A 26,852-nucleotide genomic window follows, 5' to 3' on the forward strand; every position below is an offset into this window, starting at 1 on the left:
CCTGGCCGGCGCCGTCCGGGCCGGCGTCTTCCGACCCGGCCGCTGCCGCACGCACCCGCGAGGCCTCGTAGACGGTGTACGTGCCCCCGGTGCCGAGGATGTCGCCCAGGACGTACTTGCCGCCGAGCACGACGTGTCCGCCCGCCGACCCGTCGGCCTGCTCCTCCGGCGTCATGCCATGCACCGCTGGAGCGGCGCAGCGTCGAGGTGAATGCCCGCGGGCGAGGGCGTCGGTGCGGCGAACTCGGTCATTTCAGTCATGAGCGATCACAGGATAAGCGGTGGGGACACCTGCCGCCGGGTGGGGCTCAGGCCCCTCCGACGCGCGCGAGCGTCTCGTCGTCGAGCTCCCGGTCGGCGAACACGAGGCGGACGGCGTCGGGGTCGGCGTTGCCGGCGTCCGGGCCGCGCCACACGAGCCGGAGGCCGAGCTTCTCGGCCGTGGCCCGCGAGGCGGCGTTGTGCTCCAGGAGGAACGCCGTGACGGGGACGCCGGGGAGCACCCCGGCCGCGGCGTCGACCGCCGCACGCCCGAGCTCGGTCGCGAACCCCTGCCCCTGCTGCTCGGCGGCGATGCGGTAGTAGAGGTTGAGCACCCCTTCCCGGCGCAGCTTGACGCCGCCGACGCCCACGAGCGCGCCGTCGTCGCGGCGGCGGGCAGCCCAGTAGCCGAGGCCGTCGCGCGCCCAGTCGGCGGCGAAGTCGGCGACCTGCCGGGCGGTCTGCTCCGGGTCCGTGTGCCGCCCCTGCGGGAAGTGCGTCCAGACGCGGGGGTCGGAGTTCAGGGCGTACAGGTCGTCGGCGTCGGCGGGGCCCGCCGCCGTCAGGACGAGACGGTCGGTGACCGTGCGCGCCGGGGGTGCGGTCGTGCTGTGCTGGCTCACCCGGGCAGCGTAGGCGCTGCCGCCGACACGGCGGCCGATCGCGCCGCGGATACCGCCGCGGACACCGCTGCCGACCGCGAAGGCGGAACCGTCATCCGTCCGCCAGGTCGGCGAGGGCCGTCTCGATCGCGCGGTGGAAGGTCGGGTAGGCGTAGATCATGTGCTGCAGCTCGGTGACGGGCACCCGGGCCTGCACGGCGAGCGTGAGGACGGCGAGGATCTCGCCGCCGGCGGGTCCGGCCGCCGTCGCCCCTACGAGCACGCCGGCGTCGGCGTCCTCGACGAGCTTGATCAGCCCCTCGTTCCCGGGGCCGTGCACGAACCCGCGCGACGACGACGCCAGGTCGGTGGTCCCCGTGCGCACCGACAGGCCCGCGTCGCGGGCCGCGGCCTCCGTGAGCCCGACCGCGCCCACCTCCGGGTCGGTGAAGGTCACGTGCGGGACGGCACGGTAGTCGGCGCGCTCGTCGCCGGTGCCGAGGATGTCCGCGACGGCGATCCGCGCCTGGTACATCGAGACGTGCGTGAAGGCGCCGTGGCCGGTGGCGTCGCCCACGGCCCAGACGCCGTCGGCGGCGCGCAGGCGGTCGTCGACGGTGATGGTGCGGGCGCCTGCGTCGAGGCCGACCGACGCGACGCCGAGCGACGCCAGGTCCGTGCGTCGCCCGGCCGCGACGAGGAGGCGCTCGGAGACGAGCTGCGTGCCGTCCGCCAGGTGCACGGTGAAGCCGGACCCGTCGTGGGTGACCTGCTGCGCCCGCGCGCCGGTGCGGACGCCGATCCCCTCGGCGGCGAAGCGCGCGGCCACGAGGTCGCTCGCCTCGGGCTCGTCGGCGAGCAGCAGGCGGTCGGCAGCCTCGACCACCTCGACCGCCGTGCCGAACCGGGCGAACACCTGGGCGAGCTCGCAGCCGATCGCGCCGCCGCCCAGGACGGTCAGCGAGGCGGGGGCCGCGACCGCCTCGACGGCCTCGCGGTTGGTCCAGAACGGGGTGCCCGCCAGGCCGTCGATCGGCGGCACCGCCGGCTCCGTGCCGGGATTGAGCACGACGGCGCGCGAGGCCCGCAGCCGGCGCGCGCCGTCAGCCGTCTCCACCACGACCTCTCCCGGGCCGACGAGCCTGCCCCGGCCGCGCACAAGGCGGCCGCCGGCCGCCTCGAGGCGCTCGACCGCGGCCGTGTCGTCCCAGCCGGTCGTCGCCTCGTCGCGGATCCGCCGTGCCACCGGCGCCCAGTCCGGCTCGACGTCGGCCCGGCCGGCGAGCGCCGGCACGCGTCGCGCCTCCGCCAGCGCGTCGGACGCGCGGACCATCATCTTCGTCGGGATGCAGCCGTAGTAGGGGCACTCGCCGCCGACGAGGCGGGCCTCGACCGCAACCACGTCCAGCCCGGCGCGGGCGAGCCGCGCGGCCGCGTCCTCGCCCCCCGGTCCCGTGCCGATCACCACGACGTCCACGGTCTCGTCCGGCGCGGTCGGTGCCTCGGTCGTCATCGGTCCTCCGTCGCAGGTGGGATGTCCGGTCGCCCGGCGGCGACCACGGCCAGCGCACCACATCGGCCGAGACGTCGCGCGTCGAACGCGGACCGGGCCGACCGGTCGGCGGCGGGCGCGGCCAGGAGCGTCGGTGGCGGGCGGCAGGATGGTGCCGTGCACGTCGTCCTCGCCCATGACCCCTCCGGCTCGGTGCGCGTGCACGACGTCCCGGGCGCCGCGACGGGCGAGGCGCGCACCGTCCCGCCCGCTGCGCTGCCCGCCGTCGTGCGGGAGGCGGAGCCGGGCGGCCCCGGCGGCACGGGACCCGCGCCGCGCTGGACGTGGGACGACACGTCGGCCTGGTACGCCGGGCTGCTCGCCGCGGGAGTGCGCGTGGAGCGCGCGCACGACCTGCGCCTGTGCCACCGGATCCTGCGGCACTCCTCGCTGGCGGCCTCCTCGGCGCTCGCGTCCGCGCCCGCCGGGCCGTGGGACGAGGCGCCCCTGACGGTGGCCGCGCCGGTGGGGATGGACCGGGCCCCCCAGCCCGACGCGCTGTTCGACCTGGCCGCCGGCGCGGGCCCCCGGTCGGCGGGCCGCCCCGGGACGCGGCGGCAGGCCTCCGCGGTGGACGGCGCCGAGGGCCCTGTCGCCGAGCTGCGCGCCCAGGAGGCGGCGGTGGCGGACTCCCCGGCACCTGGGCGGCTGCGCCTCCTGCTCGCGGCGGAGTCGGCGGGCGCGCTCGTCGCGGCGGAGATGCGGCACGCGGGTCTGCCCTGGCGCGCGGACGTGCACGACGCGATCCTCACCGAGGCGCTGGGGCCGCGCCCGCCGGAGGGCCGACGCCCGGCACGGCTGGAGGAGCTCGCCGGCCGCATCCGCGACGCGCTCGACGCCCCGCCGACGCTCAACCCCGACTCGCACCCCGACCTGCTCAAGGCGATGCAGTACGCGGGGGTCGGGGCGCGCAGCCTGCGCAAGTGGGAGCTCTCGACGATCGACCATCCCGTCGTCGCGCCGCTGCTGGAGTACAAGAACCTGTACCGGTTGCTCACCGCGAACGGCTGGCACTGGTTGGACACGTGGGTGACGGGCGGGAGGTTCCGGCCCGAGTACGTGGTGGGCGGCGTCGTCACCGGCCGGTGGGCGTCCAGCGGCGGGGGAGCGCTGCAGCTGCCGAAGGGCGTGCGCCGCGCCGTCGTCGCGGACCCGGGCTGGCGCCTCGTGGTCGCCGACGCCGCGCAGCTCGAGCCGCGCGTGCTCGCCGGGATGGCGGGCGACGAGGCGATGGCGAGCGCCGGGCGCGACGGCGACCTGTACGCGGGCATCGTGGCCTCGGGCGCGGTCGACACCCGCGAGCTGGCCAAGGTGGGCATGCTCGGCGCGCTCTACGGCGGCACGACCGGCGCCAGCGCTCAGGTGCTGCCGCGCCTCGCCCGGACGTTCCCGCGCGCGATCGCCCTGGTGGAGGAGGCGGCGCGCGCCGGCGAGCGCGGGGGCGTCGTCACGACGCGGCTCGGGCGCAGCTCCCCGCCGCCCGGCAGCGACTGGGACGCGGCGCAGGCCGGGGCGTTCGACGACGAGGCCGGCGCGGACGCCGCCGCGCGGGCGCGGTCGTACACCCGGTCGTGGGGGCGGTTCACGCGCAACTTCGTGGTCCAGGGCACGGCCGCCGAGTGGGCGCTGTGCTGGCTCGCGTCGATCCGGCGGCGGCTGTGGGCGATGGGCGTCGTGCCCGAGGGCGGGGGCGCGCAGGGCCTGGCGCCGGCCCCGTTCGCCGACCGGCCGCACCTGGTGTTCTTCCTGCACGACGAGGTGGTGGTGCACGCCCCGGCGGCGATGGCCGACGACGTGGCGGACGCCGTGCGCGCTGCGGCCGACGAGGCCGGGCGGCTGCTCTTCGGCGGTTTCCCGGTGGACTTCCCCCTCACCGTCGCCACCGTGGACAGCTACGCCGACGCGAAGTGACGAGCACCCGCCGGACAGTAGTGTCGGGCGCATGGATGCCGCAGCCGCCAGCGCCCCGACGCTCGCCGACGTCGTCGCCGTCCTCGACGACCTGTACCCGCCGTCGACGGCGGAGGGCTGGGACGCCGTCGGGCTGGTGGCCGGCGACCCGGCCGCCGAGGTGCGCAAGGTCCTGTTCGCGGTCGACCCGGTCGCCGAGGTCGTGGACGAGGCCCTCGCGTGGGGCGCGGACCTCGTCGTGGCCCACCACCCGCTGTTCCTGCGCGGCGTGCACTCCGTGGCGGCCACGACGTTCAAGGGCGCGGTCGTGCACCGGCTGCTGGCGGCGGGCTGCGCGCTGCACGTGGCGCACACCAACGCCGACGCCGCCCCGCGCGGGGTGGCGGACGCGCTCGCGGACCTGGTCGGCGTCGTCGACCGCCGCCCGCTGGTGGCGCGCGAGGCCGACGCGGACGACGCCGAGCGCGGCATCGGGCGGGTCGGGCGCCTCGCGGAGCCCGTGACGCTGCGCGCGTTCGCCGAGCGCGTCGCGGCGGCGCTGCCGGCCACCGCGCAGGGGGTGCGCGTCGCGGGCGACCTGGACGCCCTTGTGACCACGGCCGCGGTCGTCGGAGGCTCCGGCGACTCGCTGTTCGACGCGGTCCGGGCGGCCGTCGCCGACGTGTACGTCACCGCCGACCTGCGCCACCACCCCGCCTCGGAGCTGCGCGAGCGTGCCGCGTTCGAGGCACGGACCGCCGGGCCCGCCGGCTCTCCGACGGGCCGGGCCGCGGGCACGCCCTTCCTCGTGGACGTGGCCCACTTCGCCAGCGAGTGGCCCTGGCTCGCCTACGCCGCCGAGGACCTCGCCGACCGGCTCCGGGCGCACGCGGGGGAGGGTACGGTGACCACGAGGGTGAGCACGCTGGCCACCGACCCCTGGACCGCTCGGGTCGCGAGCCCCGGCCGCTGATCGCCCGACCTATCTGAACACACGTGAGAGGACCCGCCCGTGGCTACCGCACCGCCCGAGGACCAGCGCCGACTGCTCGAGGTCCAGGCCCTCGACACGCGGCTGCAGCAGCTCACGCACCAGCGCCGCACCCACCCGTCGCTCGCCGCGCTCGCGGAGCTCGAGAAGCGCATCGCCGACCTGCACGGGTCCCTGGTCGACTCCCGCACGGCCGTGGGTGACCTCGAGCGTGAGCTCGCCAAGTCGGAGGCCGACGTCGCGCAGGTGCGCGCCCGCGCCGAGCGGGACCAGCACAAGCTCGACTCGGGCGCGCTGTCGGCCAAGGACTCCCAGGCACTCGTGAGCGAGCTCGAGTCCCTCGGGCGGCGTCAGTCCGTGCTGGAGGACGCCGAGCTCGAGGTGATGGAGCGGCTCGAGGCGCACCAGGAGTCCCTCGCGAAGGTCGAGGCCGCGCACGCCGATCTCGTCGCCGGCAAGGAGAAGGCCACGGCCGAGCGGGACGCGGCCTGGGCGGAGATCGACACGACGGGCCGCCGAGTGGCGGGCGAGCGGGCCGCGGCCGTCGCCGGCCTCGACGCCGGGCTCGTCACGCTGTACGACCGGCTGCGGGGACAGCTCGGCGGGCAGGGCGCCGCAGCGCTGCGCGGCGGGCGCTGCGAGGGCTGCCGCCTCGAGCTCAACGCGGGCGACCTGGCGGCGGTGCGCTCGGCCGCACCGGACCAGGTCGTGCGCTGCGAGGAGTGCGGCCGGATTCTCGTGCGGGTCGTCGACGACGCCGCGGCTGCCTGATGGCCCGCCCCTCCGGGGCGAGCCCGCTGGCGGACGGCGAGGTGCGGACCGTCGTCCTGGTACGGCACGGCGTGACCCCGCTGACCGAGGTGCGCGTCTACTCGGGCGGAGGTGTGCCCGGGCCGTCGCTGACCACCCGGGGGCGCACCCAGGCCGCGCGGGCGGCGGACGCCGTGTTCCGGATCGGCAAGGACCTGTGGCCCGACCTGCCTCGCGCCGGCGTGCTCGTGGCGTCGCCGATGGTGCGCACGCTGGAGACTGCGGCGGCCGTCGGCCGGCGCATCGGCTCGCACGTGCAGCTCGACGAGCGCTTCGCCGAGTGCGTCTTCGGCGACTGGGAGGGGCTGACCCCCGACCGCATCGCCGACGGCTGGCCCGAGGAGTTCACGGCCTGGGCCACCACGGGCACGCAGCCCGCCCCGGGCGGGGAGTCGTACGCCGACGTCGGCGAGCGGGCGTGGGCCGGGCTCCGCGACGTCGTCGCGAGCAGCCCTGGGGCGAGCTCGACCGTCGTCGTCGCGCACACCGTGACCATCCGCTCCCTGGTGGGCCGCGCGCTGGGGGCGCCCCCGGCGTCGTGGCCGCGGCTGCGCGTGCCGCCCTGCTCGCTCACGGTGCTGCGGCTGGGCCTCGGCGCCGACGACGGCGAGCCGGCCCTCGCGGAGGCCACCGTCGTGGGCTACCCGACCGACCGCTGAGGGCTACGGGCTCCTCGGCTTCTTGGGGGGCTTCGGCGGCGTCGCCAGGGCGAGCTCGACGCCGCGGCCGACCCAGGCGTGCAGCGCGTCGTCGTCGGCCGTGACCTGGGGCGGCACCGCCACCATGCCGCGCATGGTGCGCTCGCCCATCCGCATCTCGTGGGCGCCGTCCGCGATCGCGGTCGCGTGGCCGTCCGTGCCGACGTGCACCATCAGCTCGTCCCCGCCGACGCCGACCGCCATGTGCGTGTGCACCATGAACGCGACACCGCCGAACATCTTCTGCTCGGTGAACGGGGCGCGCTCGCTCACGGCGTCGCGGACGCGCGCGGCGAGCTCCTCGTCGTAGGCCATGCGGCCAGTGTGGCGGCGGTGCCGCCCGCCGGCACGACGGACCTGCCGTCAGGAGATGACGACCTCGAGGGTGCGCGGCCCACGGCGGGTCGACGGCTCGTGCAGGGCGGCCTCGACCATGCGGTAGCTCAGTCCCGAGCCGATCTCGGTGCCGATCACCTTGCCGTCGAGCTCGCGGGTCGCGGCGAGCAGCTCGGCCGCCGTCGACGGCGGGCTCCCGGCCCGGCGCAGCAGGTGGCCCGCGAGCACGCCGCGCGTGTGCTTGGCGTTGTGCGACACGACCGTGCGCCGTCCGTCGGTCTCGCGGACGACGCGCACGGCGACCCAGTCGGCGGACGAGGTGTCGGGCTTCCACGCCGCCAGATAGGCCGCGGAGCGGCAGTCGACGACGACGTCCCCGGCCGCGCGCGCGTCGAGCGCCGCGGCGAGGTGCGGGCGCCAGGCGGCGGCGAGCTTCCCGACACCGGGCAGGTCGACCCCCATGGACAGGCGGTAGGCGGGGATGCGGTCGTCGGGCGCGACGACGCCCCACAGGCCGGAGAAGACCCGCACGTCCCCGGCCGCACGCTGGGCGGCGTCGCCCGTCAGGCCGGCCAGGCCCGCGGCGGCGTACAGCACACCCGTGTAGACCCGGGCCGCGGGCGCCGCCGTGGCGGACTTCAGGTCGACGTTGCGGGCGACCTCCTCGGCGAGGGACTGCCCGACCCCGAGGACGGCGGCTGCATCCGGACGGCTGCTGACCGCGGCCAGGGCCTCCCCGACGGCGCGCCGCTGGTCGGTCAACTCCGCCGCCCCGGTGAGCGCCGCGAGGTCGACAGGGTCGGCGCCGTCGGGCGCGGGCGTCTTGCCCTCGGAGGGCGGCAGGCAGATCAGCACCAGAGCACCCTACGTCCCGCCGAACACGGGGTTGCGCTCGCTTTCCGACCGTTTTCCGAGGTCGAGCCCGTGTTCGGCAGCCGGACGGGCCGGTGACAGTGGCGTCCGTCACGGCTAACGTCGTCGGGCATGGTCCAGGTGAAGGTCTACGGCAACCGGCGGGTCTGGGGCGAGCGGCGCGGGGTGGTCTCCGACGCGCTGCACGAGGCGCTGGTCGGCGCCTGGCGGATCCCGGAGGACAAGCGGTTCCACCGGTTCCTGCTCCTGGACGACGGCGACCTCGTCGCCCCGCGGTCCGAGGCCTACCTGATGATCGAGGTCGTGGCCTTCGCGGGGCGCTCGCGGGAGGCGAAGCGCGAGCTCATCCGTCGCGTGTACGACGACGTCGCCCCCGCGTTGGGGCTCGAGGTCGACGACGTCGAGCTCGTCGTCCTCGAGTCGCCCCCCGAGAGCTGGGGCATCCGAGGCCGGTCGGGCGACGAACTGGCGCTGACCTACGCGGTCGACGTCTGAGCGAGCTCTGTCGGCGGTGCGGGACATCGGGGCAGTGCTGTCGCCGGGGCAACCAGGTCCGGCGGTCGAGCGGGTGCTCGCGGCGCTGGAGCGGCTAGCCGGTGCACCGGCGTCGGGCGCATAGACTGTGCGACGCGGACGAGTCGGTCGGACGGTCGCGTCGGCGGTGCCCTCGGGCGTCGTCGCCGAGGAACGTCCGGGCTCCGAAGGGCAAGGTGGTGGCTAACGGCCACCCGGGGTGACCCGCGGGACAGTGCCACAGAGATCAGACCGCCGTCGCCGGGAGACCGGCGGCGGTAAGGGTGAAACGGTGGTGTAAGAGACCACCAGCGCGCCCGGTGACGGGCGTGGCTAGGTAAACCCCACCTGGAGCAAGGTCAGACAGACTGTGTTTGAGGGCGGCCCGCCCGATTCTCTGATGAGAAGCACAGTCGGGTAGACCGCTCGAGCCCTGCGGCAACGCAGGGCCTAGATGGATGGCCGTCACCCGTGCCGGGGCGACCAGGCGCGGGGACAGAACCCGGCGTACAGACCGGCTCGTCCGCATCACACGGTCTGACCTGCGGGTGCACATGGCCGGAGCGACCCCCGTCCGCAGAGGGGACGCCGCTCGGAACGTCGTCCGACCTCAGTCGAGCTCGGCAGCGAACGTCCGGAACTCGCCGCGGTCGCGGTGCATGGCCCAGATCCGCGCGGCCAGGGCCGCGGGCTCGTGCGACGGCTCCCCGGCGCCGATGCCGCGCGGGATGATCAGCTGGCCGACGTGGATGCCCTCGGGGGCGAGCGCGTCGTGCAGCAGCTGGCCATAGGCGCTCTCCGCGGCGAACGCGACCGACGTGCCCGCGACGTTCGGTCCCGGTCGGACGGCGCTGCCGCCGTTCACGAGCACGATGGTGCCGCGGCCGGTCGAGCGCATGCCGGGGAGCACCTGCTGCACCGCCGTGACCGGGCCGTAGACGGACTGCTCGACCGGCGCCACGAGGTCGTCGGCGGTGGTCTCGAGCACCGGCTTCATGAAGTCGCGCTGCGGCACCGGGCTGTACTGGAGCACCTCGATGGTGCCCAGCTGTGTGGCAGCAGAGTCGAGGGCGGCCGCGAGCTGGTGCGGGTCTCGGGCGTCGGCGGCGAACCCGCGGGCGTCGACGCCGACGGTGCGGACGTCGGCTGCCAGGGCGTCGACGTGTCCCTGGGTGCGCGAGATCAGCGCGACGTCGTACCCGTGCGTGGCGAACTCGTGGGCGACGGCGGCGCCGAGGCCGCGGCCGGCGCCCACGATGGCGATGGTCGGCATGGTGGTGTCCCTTCGTCTGCGATTCAGAGGTTGATGAGGACCTTGAGGCTCGTGCGCTCGTCCATGTCCCGGTAGCCGGCGGGGGCGCCGTCGAGATTCGTGGTGGCGTCGAAGACCTTTCCGGGCTCGATCTCGCCGGACAGGATGTGGGGCATGAGCTCGTCGATGTAGGCGCGCACGGGTGCGGGGCCGCCGGCGAGGCGGACGTTGCGGCCGAACAGGCTGGCGAAGCCGATGGGTGCGTCCGCGTACTGTGGCACTCCGACGCGGCTGATGACGCCACCGGGGCGCACGACGCCGACTGCCTGTTCGTAGGCGGGCATGTGCCCGACGGCCTCGAGCACGACGTGCGAGCCGTGCCCGCCGGTCAGGTCGCGCACCTCGGCGATGCCTTCCTCGCCGCGCTCGGCCACGACGTCGGTCGCGCCGAGCTCGCGTCCGAGGTCGGTGCGGTCCTGGTGGCGGCCCATGAGGACGATCTGCTCGGCGCCGAGGAGCTTGGCGGACTGCACGGCGAGCAGGCCGACGGCGCCGTCTCCGATCACGGTCACGCGGCTGCCGGGGGTGACGCCGCCGATCTTGGCGGCGTGGTACCCGGTGCCGAGCACGTCGGCGAGGGTCAGCAGGGACGGCATGAGGGCGGAGTCGGGGGCGACCGGCAGCTTGACGAGGGTGCCGTCGGCGAGGGGCACGCGGATGGCCTCGGCCTGGGCGCCCTCGTCCGCGATCCCGTCCCAGAAGGTGGCCTCGTGGTGGGTGCAGGAGGTCTGCAGGTTCTCGCGGCAGAACTCGCAGGTGTTGTCGGAGATCGCGAACGGGGAGACGACCAGGTCGCCCTTGGCCAGGGTGCTGACCGCCGAGCCGACCTCCTCGACGATGCCGATGAACTCGTGGCCCATGCGGGCCGGTCCGTCGGCCGCGGTCATCGAGTGGAAAGGGTGCAGGTCGCTGCCGCAGATGCAGGACGCCGTGATCCGCACCAGCGCGTCCGTCGGGTTCTTGATCGTGGAGTCGGGCACGTCCTCGACGCGGACGTCGCCGGCGGAGTACATCAGGGTTGCGCGCATGGGGGTTCTCTTTCGACTGGTTCGTGGAGGGGTCTGAATCAATGCTGTACGGGCCCGTCGGTCGTCGCCTCGCGGCGGTTGACGACGGCGAGCGAGACGGTGGGGATCAGGGTGAGTGCGACGACGACCGTGCCCACGATCGGGGGGCCGGTGAGCCCGAGCGAGGTGGTCAGCAGGGCCCCGGCGACCGCGGTGCCGATGGCGGTGCCGGCGTTGAACGACGCGACGGCGAGGGCCGAGCCGAGGGTCGCCGCCTTCCCGGCGTAGCGCACGGCGAGGTGGATGAGCACGCTGTTGGCGCTGAGCCCGAACAGTCCCAGCAGCACGACCAGCACGATCATCAGCCAGGTCGAGTCCGCGAACAGGGCGATGCCGAGCAGGACGATCGTGGTCACCGCGGGCGTGGTGATCGTGACCAGGTGGGGTCGGGAGTCTCCGAGGCGCCCGCCGACGAGGGTGCCGACGAACGAGCCGATGCCGAAGCCTGTGAGCACCACCGGCACCAGGGACTCCGGGACGCCGGTCTGCTCGGTGAGGATCGGGGCGATGAACGAGTAGGTGGCGAGCACCCCGCCGCTCGTCGTGACGCAGGCCGCCAGGACGAGCCACAGTCGCATCGAGCGCAGGCCCGCCAGCTCGGAGCCGAGCGAGGACACCTGGTGCGCGGACGAGTCGGCCGGGACGAGCCGGGCGACGAGCACGACGGCTACCGCGGCGGCGACCGCGAGGGCCCAGAAGGTGCCGCGCCAGCCGACGTGATGGGCGAGGAATGCGCCCAGCGGCACCCCGAGGACCGTGGCGAGCGAACCGCCGGCGCCCACGACGCCCACGGCCCGCGAACCCAGCGACGGGCCCGCGGCGCGCGAGGCGACGACGGCGGACACCGCCCAGAACGCGCCAGTCGCCAGCGCGGTGACGAACCGAGCACCGAGCAGGAGCGTGAAGTCCGACCCGAGCGCGACCACGATGTGACCGGCGACGAAGACGACGAGCGCGAGCATCAAGGTCAGTCGCTTGGACAGTCGCCTCGTGAGCATGGTCATCAGAGGGGCGCCGACGATCATCCCGATCGCGAAGACGGTAATGAACGACCCCGCCTGCGCGAGTGTGACCTGCAGGTCGGTGGCGATCTCCGGCAGGATGCCCGCGACGACGAACTCGCTGGTGAGCATCAGGAACGTGCCCAACGCCAGGACGTAGACCACGAGCGGCAGTCGGGCCGGTCGGCCGGCGTCGGGCGTGGGACGAGCCTGCTGTGATGCCTCGTCGGGAGAAGCCGTGGGGGCTTCGGCGCGCATGGTGAACCTCGGATCGGTCGGGTTGGTGCGGTCGGTGACTGCATCGAGTTCACGCCTGATCTCGCGGGCGGAGAAGGTTGCGTTGGTGGGGGCAGAACCTCAACCCCCATGGGGCGGCGGCTGCTGCGTACCGTGGAAGGCATGGACAACCGCGCGGACATCAGGGACTTCCTCGTCAGCCGGCGCGCCAGGCTCACCCCCGACCAGGTGGGGCTGCCCACGAGCGCCCGCCGTCGGGTCACGGGGCTCCGGCGCGAGGAGGTCGCCGTCCTGGCCGGGGTGAGCACCGAGTGGTACACCCGGCTCGAGAAGGGCCACATCGCCGGGGTGTCCGAGGAGGTGCTCGACGCGGTTGCCCACGCGCTCAAGCTCGACGACGAGGAACGCACCTACCTGTTCGACCTCGCCCGCGCCGCACGGCCCGCCCACCGCAGGGCCACCCGTCGACGCGACGTCGTGCTCGCGCCCCCGGTGCAGTGGATGCTGGACTCCATCACCATGTCCGCGGCGTTCGTGCGCAACGGGCGCCTCGACGTCGTCGCCACGAACAGCCTCGCCCGGGCTCTGCACGCGCCGATGTTCGCCAGCGGCACGACGACGGAGCACGGCCGGGCGAACTTCGCCCGCTACCACTTCCTCGACCCCACCTCCCGCGACTTCTTCGTCGACTGGGAGTCGGGCGCCGCGGCCACCGCCGCACTGCTGCGGGCGGAGGCCGGCCGCGAGCCCCACGACAGGGCGTTGCGCGAGCTCGTCGGCGAGCTCTCCACCCTGAGCAGCGAGTTTCGCGAGCTGTGGGCCTCCCACGACATCCGCATCCATCACCACGGGACCAAGCGGCTCCAGCACCCCGAGGTCGGCATCCTCGAGCTCACGTACCAGTCCGTCGACCTGCCGTCCGCGGGCCGGGCCGTGCACGACCTCTCGCTCTACACCGCCGAGCCGGGCACCCCGCACGAGGAACGGCTCACGCTGCTGGCGAGCTGGGCCGCGACGAATGACACCACGCACGAGTCCCGGACGGCGGAGTACCAGGACCGGCCCCACCCGACCGGACGGACGTCGGGCGCACGAGCGGCGGACGATCTCTGACACGCCCGCGATCCCGGAATCTTGACGGTCGGGCGACCGTCGGCGCCGTCAGGCGCCGATCAGGCGTCGGCCGCGGCTCGCCGCACGGGCACGAGCACCGCGACCACGGCGCAGACGGCGGACGGGGCGAAGAACATCCCGATGCTGAACGTCCCGAGAACCGTGCCCGCCAGGAGCACCGCCGCGGCGGCGATCGGTCCGCGCGGCACCCGACGGCGGTCGAGGTCCGGGCTCCGGCACGGTGATCACCTTCACGAGGGGCCGTGTGTGTGAACAGGCGGTAAAGAAACCCTATGGTCAGGTTCCGCTGCGCCTCTTCCCGGGTGTACGGTGACAGGCGTCGCGACGACGAGGTCGCGAGTCCGTTTTCGCAGCGCTCGAGACCGCGGCGCGCAGGACGCCAGGACGTGGGACGAAGGTGTGGCAGTGACTCTCACCAATGAGGCACAGACCGGGGGGATCGCTCTCGTGGAGCGGCCCGACGTCAGCGTGGTGGACATGTGGGGCGAGATCGACATCGCCCTGCGCAACGAGGCGGGCGCGGCGCTCGCACGCGCTTTCGAGCGGGACCTGCCGGTCGTCGTCGACACGGCGCGGGTGACCTTCATCGACTCCGCGGGCGTGGCGTTCCTGGTCCAGCTGTGCCGCATCGGGCGCGACGAGGGCCTGCGGGTCACGATTCACGACGCACCCGCCCCGGTGCGCGAGGTCCTGCACATGCTCGACCTCGACCTGGACGACACGGTGCTCGGCGGGCGGGCGGAGCTCCAGGACACCGCGCACTGAGTCCGGACTGAGTCCGCGCCGAGCCGCGCCGGTCCCGGGCTACCCGCCGGTCCCGGGCTACCCCGGCCCCGGCCCTCGTCTCGACGGTCAGTGGACGCGGGGATCTGCGGCCAACGCCGCCGCGCCGACGATGCCCGCCTTGTTGCGCAGCGTCGCGGGGATGATCGGCGCCCGCAGGTCCAGCAGCGGCAGGAACTTCTCGTGCTGCTTGCTCACGCCTCCGCCGACGACGATCAGCTCGGGGGAGAGCAGCATCTCGACGGTCTCGAAGTAGCGCTGCAGTCGCTCCGCCCACTTCTCCCATGACAGGTCGTGCCGCTCGCGCGCCGACTCGGCGGCGCGGTGCTCGGCGTCGTGCCCGTCGATCTCCAGGTGGCCGAGCTCCGTGTTGGGCACGAGCACGCCGTCCACCAGCAGGGCCGAGCCGATGCCCGTGCCGAGGGTGACCATGAGCACCACGCCGTCGCGCCCCCGCGCCGCGCCGAACCGCTGCTCGCCCACGCCCGCGGCGTCGGCGTCGTTGACGGCCGTGACCTCCCGGCCCGTCGCGTCGTGCACGAGGGCGGGCAGGTCCACGCCCTTCCACGACTTGTCGAGGTTGGCGATGAAGCGCACCACGCCGTGGTCCATCGGCGCGGGGAAGGCGACGCCGACGGGCGCGTCGCCCGGCAGGTCGAACGAGTCGACGAGCTCGGCGAGGACGTCCGCGACGGCGCGGGGCGTCGACCTGTGGGGCGTCGGGATGCGACGGCGCTCGGCCGCGAACGCGCCCGAGGTCAGGTCGACCGGTGCTCCCTTGATCCCCGAGCCGCCGATGTCGATCCCCAGCGCCACGGCATGCTGCGGCTCCCTGGCCGTCCCCGCGCTCGATCCCGCATCCGACGTCATGACCGGCTCCGATGCCTCCACCATGCGCCCATCTTGATGCAGGATCGTCGTATGAGCGACAAGAGCGGCGACGGCGGCGTGCAGTACTGGTTCAACACCCGGACCGGCGAGGTCGAGGAGAGCAGCACGCGGTCGAGCTGGACCCACCGGATGGGCCCCTACCCGACGCGCGAGGCGGCCGAGCGCGCCCTCGACCAGGCCAAGCAGCGCAACGACACCTGGGAGGACGAGGACGCCGACTGGCGCGGCGGGAAGTCCTGACGCGCCGCCCGGGCGACCCTCGACGCTCGGGCGGCTCTCAGCGCTCGAACGAGTGCGCGGCGTCCGGGAACGTGCCGGCCCGCACCTCGGACGCGTACTCCTGCGCGGCCTCGCGCAGCGCGGCGCCCAGCTCGGCGAAGCGCCGGGCGAACCGCGGCGTCCACTCGGTCATGCCGGCCATGTCCGTCCAGACGAGCACCTGGCCGTCGGTGCGCGGGCCCGCGCCGATGCCGATGGTGGGGATCCGCAGGGTCTCGGTCGCCCGGGCGGCGACGTCGACCGGGACCATCTCGAGCACGACGGCCACGGCTCCGGCCTCCTGCACGGCGAGCGCGTCCGCCCACAGCGCCTCGGCGGCCTCGTCCCCACGGCCCTGGACGCGGTGCCCGCCGAGGGCGTGCTCGGACTGGGGCGTGAAACCGAGGTGCCCGACGACGGGGATGCCGGCGTCGGTGATCGCCCGGATCTGCGCGGCGCAGCGCCGCCCGCCCTCGAGCTTGACCGCGGCGGCGCCGGTCTCCTTCATGAAGCGCACCGCGGTGCCCAGCGCCTGCTCGGGCCCGGCCTCGTACGAGCCGAACGGCAGGTCGACGACGACGAGCGAGTGCGGCGCCGCACCGGCGACGGCCCGCGCCGCTGGGATCATGTCGTCGACCGTGACCGGCAGCGTCGTCGTGTGCCCGTGCATGGTGTTGCCGATGGAGTCGCCCACCAGCAGCAGGTCGATCCCGGCGGCGTCGAAGATCGCGGCGCTCATCGCGTCGTACGCGGTGAGCATCGTGATCCGCTCGCCCGACTCTTTCGCGCGGGCCAGGTGGTGGACGCGGTACCGCCTCCGGCGGGTCTCGGCGGGAGCGTCGTGAGCAGCGCCGTCGCCGGATGTCGGGGTGGAAGTCGCCATGGCGGTCAGCGTATCGGCCGCATGTCATCCACGGTTAACACAACTCGTGCAGGATGGACTCATGGACAGGCAGCAGGAGTTCGTGCTCCGCACGGTCGAGGAGCGCGACATCCGCTTCATCCGGCTCTGGTTCACCGACGTGCTCGGGGTTCTCAAGTCGGTGGCGGTCGCCCCGGCCGAGCTCGAGCAGGCGTTCGCGGAGGGCATCGGGTTCGACGGCAGCTCGATCGAGGGCCTCACCCGCGTGTACGAGGCCGACATGATCGCCAAGCCGGACCCGACGACGTTCCAGGTGCTCCCGTGGCGGGGCGAGCGGCACGGCACGGGCCGCATGTTCTGCGACATCCTCACGCCCGAGGGCGAGCCGTCGCTCGCGGACTCGCGCAACGTGCTCAAGCGGACGCTCGCCAAGGCCAGCGACCGCGGCTTCACCTTCTACACCCACCCCGAGGTCGAGTTCTACCTGTTCAACCAGCTCGCCTCCCCGGACGCCCCGCTGGTCCCGGTCGACAACGGCGGCTACTTCGACCACCTGGCCCGCGGCAGCACGCACGACTTCCGCCGCGCGGCGATCACGATGCTCGAGTCGATGGGCATCTCGGTGGAGTTCTCCCACCACGAGGCCGGCCCCGGGCAGAACGAGATCGACCTGCGCTACGCCGACGCCCTCACCACCGCGGACAACCTCATGACGTTCCGCACCGTGGTCAAGGAGGTCGCGCTCGAGCAGGGCGTGTTCGCGTCGTTCATGCCCAAGCCGATGGCGGACCAGCCGGGGTCCGGGATGCACACGCACCTGTCGCTGTTCGAGGGCGACCGCAACGCGTTCCACGAGCCCGGCGCGCAGTTCGAGCTGTCCAAGACGGCGCGCCAGTTCATCGCCGGCCTGCTCGTGCATGCCGCGGAGATCACGGCGATCACCAACCAGTACGTGAACTCGTACAAGCGGTTGTGGGGCGGCGCCGAGGCGCCCAGCTACATCTGCTGGGGCCACAACAACCGCTCCGCCCTCGTGCGCGTTCCCATGTACAAGCCGGGCAAGGGCAACTCGGCGCGGGTCGAGTACCGCGCGCTGGACTCGGCCACCAACCCGTACCTGGCGTTCGCGGTCCTGCTCGCCGCCGGGCTCAAGGGCATCGAGGACGGCTACGACCTGCCCGAGGCGACCGGCGACGACGTGTGGGAGCTGACCGACCGCGAGCGCCGGTCCCTCGGCATCGCGCCGCTGCCGCAGTCGCTCGACGAGGCCGTCGACCTCATGGAGTCCTCGGAGCTCGTGGCGGAGACGCTCGGCGAGCACGTCTTCGACTACGTGCTGCGCAACAAGCGCCAGGAGTGGGACGCGTACCGGGCCCAGGTCACGCCGTACGAGCTGCACCGCTTCCTGCAGTTCCTCTGAGAGGCGGGGCGTGAGCACTCCCGCGGGATCGGGGACGGGCCGGCGCTCGACCCTCACGAGCCGGCTGCTGCACGCCGGCTTCGCCGACCTCACCCGGTCGGCGTCGCTGTGGGCCGACGACGGCCTGCAGGCGGTGCTGCCCGGGGACGACGGCGTGGCGGTGCTCGCGTCGCTGGGTGCCTGCGCCGACCCGGACCTCGCGCTGCTGCAGCTCGTGCGGCTCGCGGGATCCCCGGACGGGCAGCGTCGGGTCGCCGCGGTGCTCGCGGCAGACCCGGAGGTCCTCGACGGGCTCGCGAGGACGCGCCTGCTCGCCGTGCTCGGCGCGTCGTCGGCGCTCGGCGACGAGCTGGTACGCCGGCCTGACCTGCTCGACGCGCTCCGCGCGGACGGCGACGACCCGCTGTCGACGCCGGGCGAGGCCGTGCGGGCCGAGCTCCTGCGCGCCGTCGGGGCAGACCCGCACGCGGACGTCCCGGTGGCCGCGGACCCCGGCGGCGAGCCGGGAGCGGGTTGGCCGGACGCCGGCGCCGCCACGACGACCGACGCGCTGCGCCGCGCCTACCGCGCCCGGCTGCTGCAGATCGCGGCGAGCGACCTCACCGCCGCCGACCCTCTGTCGCGGCTGTCGGCCGTCGCCGCGGCGCTCGCCGACCTGGCCGCCGCCGCGCTGGAGGGCGCCCTCGCGGTGGCGCGGGCGGAGGTGGGCGATGCCGCCGACGGCGTGCGCCTCGCCGTCATCGGTATGGGCAAGACGGGCGGCCACGAGCTCAACTACGTCTCCGACGTCGACGTCGTCTACGTCTGCGAGCCGGGCGAGCGCGCCGACGGCGCCGCGGTCGCCGAGGACGACGCGATGGCCCTCGGCGCCCGGCTGGCCACCGCGCTGCAGCGGGCGTGCTCCGGCGCCTCCGACGAGCCGGCGCTGTGGCCCGTCGACGCCGCGCTGCGGCCCGAGGGGAAGAACGGCCCGCTCGTGCGCACCCTGGCCAGCCACGTCGCGTACTACGAGCGCTGGGCCTCCACGTGGGAGTTCCAGGCCCTGCTCAAGGCCCGGCCCGTGGCGGGGGACGTCGCGCTCGGCCGCGCCTACCGCGACGCCGTCGAGGTGTTCGTGTGGTCGGCCGCGCACCGGGAGAACTTCGTCGAGGACGCCCGCGCGATGCGCCGCCGCGTCGAGGACCACGTGCCGCCCGCCGAGTCGGAGCGGCAGATCAAGCTCGGCAAGGGCGGGCTGCGGGACGTCGAGTTCACCGTGCAGCTGCTGCAGCTGGTGCACGGGCGCACCGACCCGCAGATCCGCTCCCCGCACACGCTCTCGGCCCTGGCGGCGCTGGCCGCGGGCGGGTTCGTCGGCCGCGAGCACGCCGCGCGGATGGGGGTCTGCTACCGGTTCCTGCGCGCGCTGGAGCACCGGGTGCAGCTCTTCCGGCTGCGCCGCACGCACCTGCTGCCGACCGCGGAGGACGACCTGCGGCGCCTCGCCCGGTCGTTGGGGATGCGCGCCGAGGGGGCCGACGGGCTGCTGAAGCGGTGGCGCGCCACCCGGCGCGAGGTGCGCTCGCTGCACGAGGAGGTCTTCTACCGGCCGCTGCTGCCCGCCTCCGCCCAGCTCTCGGAGGACGAGCTCTCGCTCGCGCCCGAGGTGGCGCGCGAGCGGTTCGCCGCGATCGGGTACCGCGACCCCGACGGTGCGATGCGGCACGTGGTCGCGCTCACGGCGGGCACGTCGCGGCGGGCCGCCCTGCAGCGCCAGCTCCTGCCGGTGCTGCTCGGCTGGTTCGCCGAGGGCGCCGACCCGGACGGCGGCCTGCTCGCGTTCCGCAAGCTGTCCGACGACCTGGGCGCCACCCCCTGGTACCTGCGGCTGCTGCGCGACTCCGAGAACGCGGCCTACCGGCTCGCGGTGCTGCTTTCCTCCTCCACCTACCTCGCCGACGCGCTCGCCCGGTCGCCCGAGTCGGTGCAGTGGCTCGCCGACGCCGCCGGCCTGGAGCCGCGCGGGGCGCCGCGGCTCGCGGCCGAGGCGGACGCGCTGCTCACCCGCGCGGAGGAGGTCGAGCCCGCGGTGACTCGCCTGCGGGCGGTGCGGCGCCGCGAGCTGGCCCGCACCGGTGCTGCCGAGGTGTTGGGCTTCCTCGACCCGGTCGGCGCGGCCGCGGCGCTCTCCGACGCCGCCGACGTCGTGCTCGTCGGGGGGCTGCGGGCGGCGGAGCACGCCGCGCGCACGGAGCTGAGGCTCGGCGCGTCGCCCGAGGCGAACCCCACGCGGATGCTCGTCGTCGCGATGGGCCGCCTCGGCGGCCGCGAGATGGGGTACGGCTCCGACGCCGACGTGCTCTTCGTGCACGACCCGGTGCCCGGCGCGGAGGCGCAGCTCGCGCAGGACTTCGCCCTGCGCACCGCCCGCCACCTGCAGCGGCTGCTGTCCGCCGTCGGGCCGGAGCCGGCACTGCCCGTCGACGCCGACCTGCGCCCCGAGGGCCGCCAGGGCCCGCTCGTACGCACGCTCGCCTCGTACGGGGAGTACTACGCGCGGTGGTCCAGCGTGTGGGAGGCGCAGGCGCTGCTGCGGGCGCGGCCCGTCGCCGGCGACCTCGGTCCGGGCGCCCTGGGGGAGCGGTTCGCGGCGCTCGCGGACCCGCTGCGCTACCGCGACGGCGGGCTCGCCGAGGCCGACCTGCGCGAGGTGCGCCGCATCAAGGCGCGGGTCGAGGCGGAGCGGCTGCCGCGGGGCGCGGACCCGGCCCGCCACCTGAAGCTGGGGCGCGGGGGCGTCTCGGACGTGGAGTGGACGGCACAGCTCCTGCAGCTGCAGCACGCGGGGGAGGTGCCGTCCCTGCGCACGACGGGCACGGTCGCCGCGCTCGACGCCGCCGCGTCCGCGCGACTGCTGGACGAGGACGACGCCGCGCAGCTGCGGGACGCGTGGATCCTCGCGTCCCGGCTGCGGTCGGCCGTCGTGCTGTGGTCCGGGCGGACCACCGGCCCGCAGGCCGACGTGCTCCCGCACGACGCCCGCTCGCTCACCGGCGTCGCCGGGCTGCTGCGCGACGTCGGGACGGGCGGCGAGCTCGAGGAGCTGTACCTGCGCACCGCGCGTCGCGCCCGCGCCGTCGTCGAGCGCGTGCTCTACGGCGAGGACTGATCCCGGCCCGGCGTCGGCGCGGGTCGCGCGAGGACCGTCACCACCGCGGCGAGCATCGCACCGCCGGCCATGACGCCGACGGTGACGGCCAGGCCCCACACCTCCTGAAGGACGGGGAAGCAGAGGGTCACCAGGACCGCGCCGGCCTTGCCCGCGGCCGCGCCGAAGCCGGCTCCGCTCGCGCGCACCTCCGTGGGAAAGACCATCGCGGGCAGCACGAACGTGGTGGAGTTCGGTCCGAGGTTCTGGAAGAAGTTGGTCAGCGCGAAGCCGGCGAACGCCAGCCAGTAGTAGGCCCCCGAGTCGCCGGGGAGCCCGGCGGACAGGGCGAGCAGGGTCAGGCCCACGGACACCAGGGCGAACCCGGCCGACTGCAGCCGGACGACCCCGGCCCGGTTGATCACCACGATCGCGGCGGCGAAGCCGAGGACGAGGAAGACGTTGGTCACGGCGGTCTGGCGCAGGCTCGTGATCGCCTCGTCGACGAAGCCGCCCGAGTCCTCGACCGCGGCTCCCGCCAGGACGGTCGGGGTGAACACGCCCACGCCGTACACCACGACGTCCAGCAGGAACCACGGCACGCTGGTCAGCGTCGTGAGCCGGCGCAGCCCGGTACCGAACAGCGCGCGCCACGGGACGGGCTCGGCGTCGGACACCTCGACCTGCGCGGGGAGCACGGGCTGGCGCACCAGGCGGGAGACGACGGCGGCGGCCTCCTCGCGCCGCCCCCGCGCGGCCAGCCAGCGGGGGCTCTCGGGCACCCCGATCCGCGCCACCACGACCACGACGGCGAGCAGCGCGCCGGAACCGAGGATCCAGCGCCACGAGCCGGCCGAGGGGTCGAGGCGGAGGATCACCAGCCCGGTCAGGACCCCGAGCAGCGACCCCACCGCCTGGAAGCTGATGACCCCGACCAGCAGCCGCCGGCGCAGCCGCCCGGGCGCGATCTCCGCGGCGTAGCTGGAGCTCAGCGGGTAGTCGGCGCCGATCGCGATGCCGAGCACGAACCGGAAGACGATCAGGGGCCACACGCCCCACGCCAGCGCGCAGGCGAGTGCCGCGACGACGAACAGGGCGAGGTCGGCCTGGAAGACCCGCCGTCGGCCGATCCGGTCGGCGAGCGGGCCGCCGGCGAGCGAGCCGACCACCGACCCGACGACGGCCGACGACGCGATGAGACCGGTCTCGATCGGCGAGGGGTCGAGGTCCGCCGTGATGAGCGGGAGGCAGACGCCGATGAGGAAGAAGTCGAAGCCGTCCAGCATGAGCCCGAGCGCGGCGACGAGCCAGATGCGCCGGTGCAGCGGCGTCATGCGGGAACGGTCGAGAAGCTCCTCCGCCGTCGCCGTGTCCGCCTCGCTTCTCACCGCCCCGAGGCTAGGCGGCGGTGAGGGTTCGTGCCACGGGAGCCGTCAGGGCGCCCCGGGCGGCTCCCGGACGGGCGCCGGTGCGGCACGATAGGGGCATGCGCATGCCACCGTCGCCCGCTCCCGCGGGCGCCCCGTCCGTCCGTCGTCCCGGCCACCGAGGCGTGACCGCATGAGCGCCGGGCTCCTCGGGCTGCTGGACGACGTCGCGGCCATCGCGAAGCTGGCCGCGGCCTCGCTCGACGACGTCGGCGCAGCGGCCGCGAAGGCGACCGCGAAGGCGGCCGGGGTGGTCGTCGACGACACCGCCGTGACGCCGCAGTACGTGCACGGTGTGGCCGCCGACCGTGAGATCCCGATCATCAAGAAGATCGCGTGGGGCTCGATCCGGAACAAGGTGCTCTTCATCCTTCCGGCCGCCCTGATCCTGAGCCAGTGGGCGCCGTGGCTGCTCACGCCGATCCTCATGCTCGGCGGCACCTACCTTGCGTTCGAGGGTGCCGAGAAGATCTGGGGCCGCCTGCGCGGGCACAGCGGCCACGACGCCCCCGCCGCGGCGGTCGGGCCGGAGGCGGAGAAGACGCTCGTCGCCGGCGCGATCCGGACCGACCTCATCCTCTCGGCCGAGATCATGGTCATCGCGCTCAACGAGGTCGCGTCCGAGCCCTTCTTCTCCCGGCTCGCCATCCTGCTCGTCGTGGCCCTGGCCATCACCGTGATCGTCTACGGGGTGGTGGCCGTGATCGTGAAGATGGACGACGTCGGCCTGTCGCTGGCGGGGCGCCCCTCGGCGGCCAGCCAGCGGCTGGGGCGCTCGCTCGTGTCCGGCATGCCCAAGGTGCTCGCCGTGATCTCCGTCGTGGGTACCGTCGCGATGCTGTGGGTCGGCGGGCACATCCTGCTGACCGGCGTCGACGAGCTCGGCTGGCACGCGCCGTACGACGTCGTGCACCACCTCGAGGAGGCCGTCGCGCACGCGGTGCCCGGGATCGGTGGCTTTCTCGCGTGGCTCGTCAACACGCTGTGCTCCGCGGTCGTCGGCGTGGTCGTCGGCGCGATCGTCGTCGCCGTGATGCACGTGCTGCCGTTCGGGAAGAAGCACGCCGCCGGTCACGACGCCGCCGGTCACGACGCCGCTGGTCACGCTGCCGCCGGTCACAATTCTGAGGCGGCGGCCCCGGCGGACGAGCGGCCCCCGCACGCCGGTCCCTGAGGGTTCGGTACGGGGCCGCCGGCCCCGTACCGTTCAGTCCTCGCCGGTGAGGGTGAGCACGCGCAGGCGGGCGCCGGCGTACCAGGTCGCGGCGGCGAAGCCGCCGACGATGAGGGCGCACGCGAGCCCCAGCCCGACGTTCGCCGTGACCAGCCCGTCCGGCGCGAGGGACTCGGTCACCGACAGGGCCCACTGCTGCACGCTGAGGTTGCGCGCGCCCGGCACGAAGCTGCCGACCAGGCTCTCCCAGAGCAGCGCGTAGACGAGCCCGATGATCACGGCGTGCCGGGTGAGGATCGACAGCAGCAGGAACAGCACGCTGTACACGGCACCGGCGGCCAGCGCGCCCACGCCGAAGGCGAGCACGGCGCCGGGGCCCAGGCCGAGGACGGCGGCGGCCAGGACGGTCGGCAGCACGGCGAAGGCGATCGTCGCACCGAGCGCCACCGCGAGCTTGCTCTGCACGATCGTGTGCCGCGAGACCGGCTTGGCCAGCAGGTGCACGATCGACCCGTCGTCGATCTCCGGGGCGATGGCGCCCGTCCCGACGATCAACCCGAACAGCGGCAGGAAGGTCGCGAACGCGATGCCCTGCAGCAGCGTGGCCGCCTCGGTGTCGCTGACGGGGACCAGTACGCGGGCGAGCACCGCGATGCCGACGAGGAGCACGGCGAGCGCGCCGAGCAGCCACACCCGCCTGCCGCCGAGCATCCCGCGGGCGGTCAGGCGGACGACGGTCCCGTTCACGAGCGCTCCCTGGTGGCCGGTGACGCGGTGGCCCGCGCCGGGGTTCTGGACGACGTCCTCGACGACGCTCTCGACGAGCTCTCGACGAGGTACGAGAACACGCTCTCCAGGGACTCGTCGGACGGGGTGACCTGCAGCAGCCGCACGTCGGCGTCGCGCGCGACGCGGGGCAGGAGCGCGGCGAAGCGCAGGAACTCGCTGGCCTGCACCCGCAGGACGTCGCCGTCGATGCTGACGCCCGCCGTCGAGCCGTCCGCGACCAGGGCCGACGCGAGCGACCGGTTGTCGCTCGACGTGATCGTGTACCGGTGCGGCCGGTCGATCATCAGCCGACGGATCTCGCGGTAGTCGCCCGACGCGGCGTGGCGGCCCGAGACGACGACCTCGATCTGGTGCGCCAGCAGCTCCACCTCCTCGAGGATGTGCGAGCTGAACAGGACGGTCCGGCCTTCGGCCCCCATGTCGCGCAGCAGCTCGATGAGGTGCAGGCGCTGCCGCGGGTCCATGCCGTTGAACGGCTCGTCCAGGAGCAGCACCGCCGGGTCGTGCACGAGGGCCGAGGCCATCTTGACGCGCTGCTTCATGCCCTTGGAGTACTCACCGACCTTGCGGTCCTGGGCGTCGGTCATCGCGACCGTCTCCAGTGCGCGGTGCGCCGCCGCTCCCGGGTCCGCCAGGCCGTGCAGCTCCGCGCTCGCCCGGACGAACTGCTTGCCCGTGAGGAAGTCGTAGGTCGCCTCGCGCTCGGTGACGATGCCGATCGTGCGGTAGACCTCCTGGTTCTTCCAGATGGTCGCCCCGTCCAACGTGACGGTCCCGGCAGACGGGGGCAGGAAGCCGCCGAGCATGTGGATCAGGGTCGACTTGCCCGCCCCGTTGGGGCCGAGCAGCCCGGTGATGCCCGGGCCCACCGTCATCGTGACGTCGTTGACGGCGACCACGTTGCCGAACCAGCGGGAACAGGCGTCGATCTGCAGCGTGGCCATCAGAGCCGCACCCTCCGGTATCGCATGGACAGGGCCCAGTAGCACAGCGTGATGACGGCGAGCGTGACGACGAGGAACGCGACCCCGGCCGCGTCCGTGGGCGGGCCGGCGGGCGCCGAGGACTCGACGTCGAACGCCCAGACCTGCACGCCGTCCACGAGCGTCATCGGGGAGAACAGACCGATCCAGCCGGCGGTCTCCGGATCGTCCGCGTCGAAGGCCACGAGGCCCTGCAGGCTGGAGACCACCGCGTAGCTGAGGGCGAGGACCGTGACGATGGCCGCGACCCCGAACCCGCGGCGGGATGTCAGCGACGCGATCAGCGCCGCGATCCCCGACAGGATCGCCGCGAACAGAGCCGCGCCCACCAGCGCCTGGAGGAAGTCGACGGTCTGCGTGCCGGCGTCGAACCTCGCGGCGAGGGCGCCCAGGTACATGACCAGCAGCGGCACCGCGATCAGGAGGAACACCGCGGTGGCGAGCGCCGCCAGCTTGGCCCGCGCGTAGTCCACCCGCTCCAGGGGCCGCGAGAGGTAGAGCGGCAGGGTGTGGAACCGGAGGTCGAGCGAGACCGCCTGCGGCGCCGCGACCGCGAGGAAGATCGCGATGGCCGCCTGCGTCACCATCGCGTAGCGCGTGTAAGGCAGGACCGGCTCGGTGATCATGCCCTGCCCGGCCATGACGACCGAGACCACGGCGAGCACGACCGCAGGCAGGAGCATCACCACGAACATGCCGAACGGCACGACCTTCGACCGCGGCGCGCGGCCGAGACCGAAGACGCCGCGCAAGGTGTGCGTGTACAGGCCGTAGGCGATCCCGCGCCGGGTGAGCCGCTCGCCGTCGTAGCCGCGGTACCCGATGTCGTGGATGACGCCCGACGGCGACTCAGACTGCGACATCGTCGACCTCCTGCTCGAAGACCTCGGCGATGTGGTGGCGGCGCGGTTCGAGCCGGACCAGGCCATAGCCCTGGTCGGCGACGACGTCCCGCACGACGTCGAAGGTGGAGTCGCCCTCGAGGTCGACGAGCAGGAGCGGGCCGTCGCGGGAGACGCGCAGCCCTGCGGCCGCCAGCCCGGCCGCGGCCGCGTCGGGGTCGGCGGCCACCTCGACGGCGAGCTTCGCGCTCGCCCGGGTGAAGTCGGCGACCGTGGATGAGCGCAGGAGCACGCCGGCGTCGACGACCACGACGGTGTCGCAGATGCGCTCGAGCTCGCCGAGCAGGTGCGACGTCACCAGGACGGAGATGCCGAAGTCGTCGTAGATGCGCCGGACCAGCTCGAGCATCTCGTCCCGGCCGGCGGGGTCGAGGCCGTTGGTGGGCTCGTCGAGGAAGACGACGTCCGGGTCGTGCACCAGGGCCTGCGCGAGCTTGACGCGTTGCTTCATGCCGGTGGAGTACCCGCCGATGGGCCGGTAGCGCTCCTCGTAGAGCCCGACGTGTCGCAGGGTGTCGGCCGCACGCTCGCGTGCCGCGTCGGTGGGCAGACCGGACATGCGCGCGAGGTGGACCACCAGCTCTGTGGCCGACACGTCGCCGGGCAGGCAGTCGTGCTCGGGCATGTAGCCGACGCGGCCGCGCAGCTGGGCGCCGTCGTCGCGGATGTCGTGCCCCAGCACGGTGGCGCTGCCGGACGTCGGGTCGGCGAGGCCCAGCAGGATCTTGATCAGTGTCGACTTGCCGGCGCCGTTCGCGCCGACCAGGCCGGTGACGCCGGCGCCGACCTCCACGGTGAGGCGGTCGAGCGCGGTGACCCGGGGGTACCGCATGGTGAGCTGATCCGTCGCGATGACTGGCACGAGCCGACCGTAGCCCCGCACGTCAGCGGCGGGAACCCCTCCCGCGGGTGTTCAGGGAGATCTCAGGGTGAACCCTCGGTCGTCGTCGCCCGGGCGA

General features: G+C 74.3%; 26 protein-coding genes and 1 other RNA gene. 12 read left to right on the forward strand and 15 right to left on the reverse strand.

Annotation, left to right across the window (positions count from 1 at the left end):
* Positions 1–308: 308 nt before the first annotated feature.
* Together ABD254_RS19135 and ABD254_RS19140 are read right to left on the reverse strand one after the other, a co-directional pair.
* On the reverse strand, positions 309–884 hold the full coding sequence (locus ABD254_RS19135) for a GNAT family N-acetyltransferase (protein WP_344250387.1): 576 nt from the start codon (positions 882–884) through the stop codon (positions 309–311).
* Positions 885–975: 91 nt separating this feature from the next.
* Positions 976–2,376, reverse strand: a complete 1,401-nt coding sequence (locus ABD254_RS19140; RefSeq protein ID WP_344250389.1) for a dihydrolipoyl dehydrogenase family protein — start codon at positions 2,374–2,376, stop codon at positions 976–978.
* A 156-nt stretch (positions 2,377–2,532) separates the two neighbouring features.
* Between ABD254_RS19140 and ABD254_RS19145 the strand changes: the two genes are divergently transcribed.
* The 4 genes from ABD254_RS19145 to ABD254_RS19160 are packed head-to-tail and all read left to right on the forward strand — an operon-like array spanning position 2,533 to position 6,765.
* Positions 2,533–4,326, forward strand: coding sequence for a bifunctional 3'-5' exonuclease/DNA polymerase (locus ABD254_RS19145; protein WP_344250391.1), 1,794 nt, complete (start codon positions 2,533–2,535; stop codon positions 4,324–4,326).
* A 31-nt stretch (positions 4,327–4,357) separates the two neighbouring features.
* Complete coding sequence (locus tag ABD254_RS19150; protein ID WP_344250393.1) at positions 4,358–5,278, forward strand: Nif3-like dinuclear metal center hexameric protein; 921 nt, start codon at positions 4,358–4,360, stop codon at positions 5,276–5,278.
* 39 nt (positions 5,279–5,317) lie between these two features.
* The gene (locus tag ABD254_RS19155; RefSeq protein WP_344250395.1) at positions 5,318–6,067 is read left to right on the forward strand and encodes a zinc ribbon domain-containing protein; all 750 of its coding nucleotides are present in this window, start codon (positions 5,318–5,320) and stop codon (positions 6,065–6,067) included.
* Positions 6,067–6,765, forward strand: coding sequence for a histidine phosphatase family protein (locus ABD254_RS19160; RefSeq protein ID WP_344250397.1), 699 nt, complete (start codon positions 6,067–6,069; stop codon positions 6,763–6,765). The genes ABD254_RS19155 and ABD254_RS19160 overlap by 1 nt, the downstream gene beginning before the upstream one ends.
* 3 nt (positions 6,766–6,768) lie before the next feature.
* On the opposite strand, the gene ABD254_RS19165 is transcribed toward ABD254_RS19160, so the two are convergent.
* Together ABD254_RS19165 and ABD254_RS19170 are read right to left on the reverse strand one after the other, a co-directional pair.
* Entirely contained in the window at positions 6,769–7,119 is a 351-nt protein-coding gene (locus tag ABD254_RS19165; protein WP_344250398.1) for a TfoX/Sxy family protein, read from the reverse strand.
* A gap of 48 nt (positions 7,120–7,167) precedes the next feature.
* Positions 7,168–7,995, reverse strand: coding sequence for a YaaA family protein (locus ABD254_RS19170; protein ID WP_344250399.1), 828 nt, complete (start codon positions 7,993–7,995; stop codon positions 7,168–7,170).
* 129 nt (positions 7,996–8,124) lie between these two features.
* Between ABD254_RS19170 and ABD254_RS19175 the strand changes: the two genes are divergently transcribed.
* Both ABD254_RS19175 and rnpB read left to right on the forward strand, forming a co-directional pair.
* Entirely contained in the window at positions 8,125–8,508 is a 384-nt protein-coding gene (locus ABD254_RS19175; RefSeq protein WP_344250400.1) for a tautomerase family protein, read from the forward strand.
* A gap of 139 nt (positions 8,509–8,647) precedes the next feature.
* Positions 8,648–9,052, forward strand: an RNA gene (gene rnpB, locus ABD254_RS19180) — RNase P RNA component class A.
* Positions 9,053–9,136: 84 nt separating this feature from the next.
* On the opposite strand, the gene ABD254_RS19185 is transcribed toward rnpB, so the two are convergent.
* Genes ABD254_RS19185 through ABD254_RS19195 form a run of 3 tightly spaced genes read right to left on the reverse strand, consistent with a single transcriptional unit; the run spans position 9,137 to position 12,071 of the window.
* Positions 9,137–9,799, reverse strand: coding sequence for an SDR family NAD(P)-dependent oxidoreductase (locus ABD254_RS19185; protein ID WP_344250401.1), 663 nt, complete (start codon positions 9,797–9,799; stop codon positions 9,137–9,139).
* Positions 9,800–9,822: 23 nt separating this feature from the next.
* Positions 9,823–10,866, reverse strand: coding sequence for a zinc-binding dehydrogenase (locus ABD254_RS19190; protein WP_344250402.1), 1,044 nt, complete (start codon positions 10,864–10,866; stop codon positions 9,823–9,825).
* A 38-nt stretch (positions 10,867–10,904) separates the two neighbouring features.
* Positions 10,905–12,071, reverse strand: a complete 1,167-nt coding sequence (locus ABD254_RS19195) for an MFS transporter (RefSeq protein ID WP_344250403.1) — start codon at positions 12,069–12,071, stop codon at positions 10,905–10,907.
* A gap of 234 nt (positions 12,072–12,305) precedes the next feature.
* Between ABD254_RS19195 and ABD254_RS19200 the strand changes: the two genes are divergently transcribed.
* The gene (locus ABD254_RS19200) at positions 12,306–13,256 is read left to right on the forward strand and encodes a helix-turn-helix transcriptional regulator (protein ID WP_344250405.1); all 951 of its coding nucleotides are present in this window, start codon (positions 12,306–12,308) and stop codon (positions 13,254–13,256) included.
* A 59-nt stretch (positions 13,257–13,315) separates the two neighbouring features.
* On the opposite strand, the gene ABD254_RS19205 is transcribed toward ABD254_RS19200, so the two are convergent.
* Entirely contained in the window at positions 13,316–13,465 is a 150-nt protein-coding gene (locus ABD254_RS19205) for a hypothetical protein (protein ID WP_344250406.1), read from the reverse strand.
* Between the two features lie 217 nt (positions 13,466–13,682).
* Between ABD254_RS19205 and ABD254_RS19210 the strand changes: the two genes are divergently transcribed.
* A complete protein-coding gene (locus ABD254_RS19210; protein ID WP_344250407.1) occupies positions 13,683–14,042 on the forward strand; it encodes an STAS domain-containing protein in 360 nt (119 codons plus the stop codon).
* Between the two features lie 87 nt (positions 14,043–14,129).
* On the opposite strand, the gene ppgK is transcribed toward ABD254_RS19210, so the two are convergent.
* The gene (ppgK, locus tag ABD254_RS19215; protein WP_344250625.1) at positions 14,130–14,930 is read right to left on the reverse strand and encodes a polyphosphate--glucose phosphotransferase; all 801 of its coding nucleotides are present in this window, start codon (positions 14,928–14,930) and stop codon (positions 14,130–14,132) included.
* A gap of 51 nt (positions 14,931–14,981) precedes the next feature.
* Between ppgK and ABD254_RS19220 the strand changes: the two genes are divergently transcribed.
* The gene (locus ABD254_RS19220; RefSeq protein WP_344250408.1) at positions 14,982–15,191 is read left to right on the forward strand and encodes an SPOR domain-containing protein; all 210 of its coding nucleotides are present in this window, start codon (positions 14,982–14,984) and stop codon (positions 15,189–15,191) included.
* A 37-nt stretch (positions 15,192–15,228) separates the two neighbouring features.
* On the opposite strand, the gene panB is transcribed toward ABD254_RS19220, so the two are convergent.
* Positions 15,229–16,092 (reverse strand): 3-methyl-2-oxobutanoate hydroxymethyltransferase, encoded by an 864-nt coding sequence (panB, locus tag ABD254_RS19225; protein ID WP_344250409.1) that lies wholly within the window; start codon positions 16,090–16,092, stop codon positions 15,229–15,231.
* Positions 16,093–16,153: 61 nt separating this feature from the next.
* On the opposite strand from panB, the gene glnA reads away from it, so the two are divergent.
* Both glnA and ABD254_RS19235 read left to right on the forward strand, forming a co-directional pair.
* Positions 16,154–17,491, forward strand: coding sequence for a type I glutamate--ammonia ligase (gene glnA, locus ABD254_RS19230; RefSeq protein WP_344250410.1), 1,338 nt, complete (start codon positions 16,154–16,156; stop codon positions 17,489–17,491).
* A 10-nt stretch (positions 17,492–17,501) separates the two neighbouring features.
* The gene (locus ABD254_RS19235; RefSeq protein WP_344250411.1) at positions 17,502–20,639 is read left to right on the forward strand and encodes a bifunctional [glutamine synthetase] adenylyltransferase/[glutamine synthetase]-adenylyl-L-tyrosine phosphorylase; all 3,138 of its coding nucleotides are present in this window, start codon (positions 17,502–17,504) and stop codon (positions 20,637–20,639) included.
* On the opposite strand, the gene ABD254_RS19240 is transcribed toward ABD254_RS19235, so the two are convergent.
* The gene (locus ABD254_RS19240; protein ID WP_344250412.1) at positions 20,624–22,006 is read right to left on the reverse strand and encodes an MFS transporter; all 1,383 of its coding nucleotides are present in this window, start codon (positions 22,004–22,006) and stop codon (positions 20,624–20,626) included. The genes ABD254_RS19235 and ABD254_RS19240 overlap by 16 nt on opposite strands.
* A 172-nt stretch (positions 22,007–22,178) precedes the next feature.
* On the opposite strand from ABD254_RS19240, the gene ABD254_RS19245 reads away from it, so the two are divergent.
* Entirely contained in the window at positions 22,179–23,219 is a 1,041-nt protein-coding gene (locus ABD254_RS19245) for a DUF808 domain-containing protein (RefSeq protein WP_344250413.1), read from the forward strand.
* Positions 23,220–23,252: 33 nt separating this feature from the next.
* Here ABD254_RS19245 and ABD254_RS19250 read toward each other — a convergent pair whose 3' ends face one another.
* Genes ABD254_RS19250 through ABD254_RS19265 form a run of 4 tightly spaced genes read right to left on the reverse strand, consistent with a single transcriptional unit; the run spans position 23,253 to position 26,755 of the window.
* Positions 23,253–23,966 (reverse strand): ABC transporter permease, encoded by a 714-nt coding sequence (locus ABD254_RS19250; protein ID WP_344250414.1) that lies wholly within the window; start codon positions 23,964–23,966, stop codon positions 23,253–23,255.
* A complete protein-coding gene (locus tag ABD254_RS19255; protein ID WP_344250415.1) occupies positions 23,963–24,952 on the reverse strand; it encodes an ABC transporter ATP-binding protein in 990 nt (329 codons plus the stop codon). The genes ABD254_RS19250 and ABD254_RS19255 overlap by 4 nt, the downstream gene beginning before the upstream one ends.
* On the reverse strand, positions 24,952–25,854 hold the full coding sequence (locus ABD254_RS19260) for an ABC transporter permease (protein WP_344250416.1): 903 nt from the start codon (positions 25,852–25,854) through the stop codon (positions 24,952–24,954). The genes ABD254_RS19255 and ABD254_RS19260 overlap by 1 nt, the downstream gene beginning before the upstream one ends.
* Positions 25,841–26,755: an ABC transporter ATP-binding protein gene (locus ABD254_RS19265; protein WP_344250418.1), complete on the reverse strand. Its 915-nt coding sequence runs from the start codon at positions 26,753–26,755 to the stop codon at positions 25,841–25,843. The genes ABD254_RS19260 and ABD254_RS19265 overlap by 14 nt, the downstream gene beginning before the upstream one ends.
* Positions 26,756–26,852: the final 97 nt, after the last annotated feature.

It is taken from the genome of Isoptericola hypogeus (assembly GCF_039531145.1).
GTDB lineage: Bacteria > Actinomycetota > Actinomycetes > Actinomycetales > Cellulomonadaceae > Isoptericola > Isoptericola hypogeus.

Bases quoted from the DNA above. Each gene is read 5' to 3' on its own strand.
- ABD254_RS19260 (WP_344250416.1), bottom strand. From the start codon at position 25,854: ATGTCGCAGTCTGAGTCGCCGTCGGGCGTCATCCACGACATCGGGTAC.
- panB (WP_344250409.1), bottom strand. From the start codon at position 16,092: ATGGCGACTTCCACCCCGACATCCGGCGACGGCGCTGCTCACGACGCT.
- ABD254_RS19185 (WP_344250401.1), bottom strand. From the start codon at position 9,799: ATGCCGACCATCGCCATCGTGGGCGCCGGCCGCGGCCTCGGCGCCGCC.
- ABD254_RS19160 (WP_344250397.1), top strand. From the start codon at position 6,067: ATGGCCCGCCCCTCCGGGGCGAGCCCGCTGGCGGACGGCGAGGTGCGG.
- ABD254_RS19190 (WP_344250402.1), bottom strand. From the start codon at position 10,866: ATGCGCGCAACCCTGATGTACTCCGCCGGCGACGTCCGCGTCGAGGAC.
- ppgK (WP_344250625.1), bottom strand. From the start codon at position 14,930: ATGACGTCGGATGCGGGATCGAGCGCGGGGACGGCCAGGGAGCCGCAG.
- ABD254_RS19245 (WP_344250413.1), top strand. From the start codon at position 22,179: ATGAGCGCCGGGCTCCTCGGGCTGCTGGACGACGTCGCGGCCATCGCG.
- ABD254_RS19175 (WP_344250400.1), top strand. From the start codon at position 8,125: ATGGTCCAGGTGAAGGTCTACGGCAACCGGCGGGTCTGGGGCGAGCGG.
- ABD254_RS19150 (WP_344250393.1), top strand. From the start codon at position 4,358: ATGGATGCCGCAGCCGCCAGCGCCCCGACGCTCGCCGACGTCGTCGCC.
- glnA (WP_344250410.1), top strand. From the start codon at position 16,154: ATGGACAGGCAGCAGGAGTTCGTGCTCCGCACGGTCGAGGAGCGCGAC.
- ABD254_RS19220 (WP_344250408.1), top strand. From the start codon at position 14,982: ATGAGCGACAAGAGCGGCGACGGCGGCGTGCAGTACTGGTTCAACACC.
- ABD254_RS19140 (WP_344250389.1), bottom strand. From the start codon at position 2,376: ATGACGACCGAGGCACCGACCGCGCCGGACGAGACCGTGGACGTCGTG.
- ABD254_RS19165 (WP_344250398.1), bottom strand. From the start codon at position 7,119: ATGGCCTACGACGAGGAGCTCGCCGCGCGCGTCCGCGACGCCGTGAGC.
- ABD254_RS19255 (WP_344250415.1), bottom strand. From the start codon at position 24,952: ATGGCCACGCTGCAGATCGACGCCTGTTCCCGCTGGTTCGGCAACGTG.
- ABD254_RS19200 (WP_344250405.1), top strand. From the start codon at position 12,306: ATGGACAACCGCGCGGACATCAGGGACTTCCTCGTCAGCCGGCGCGCC.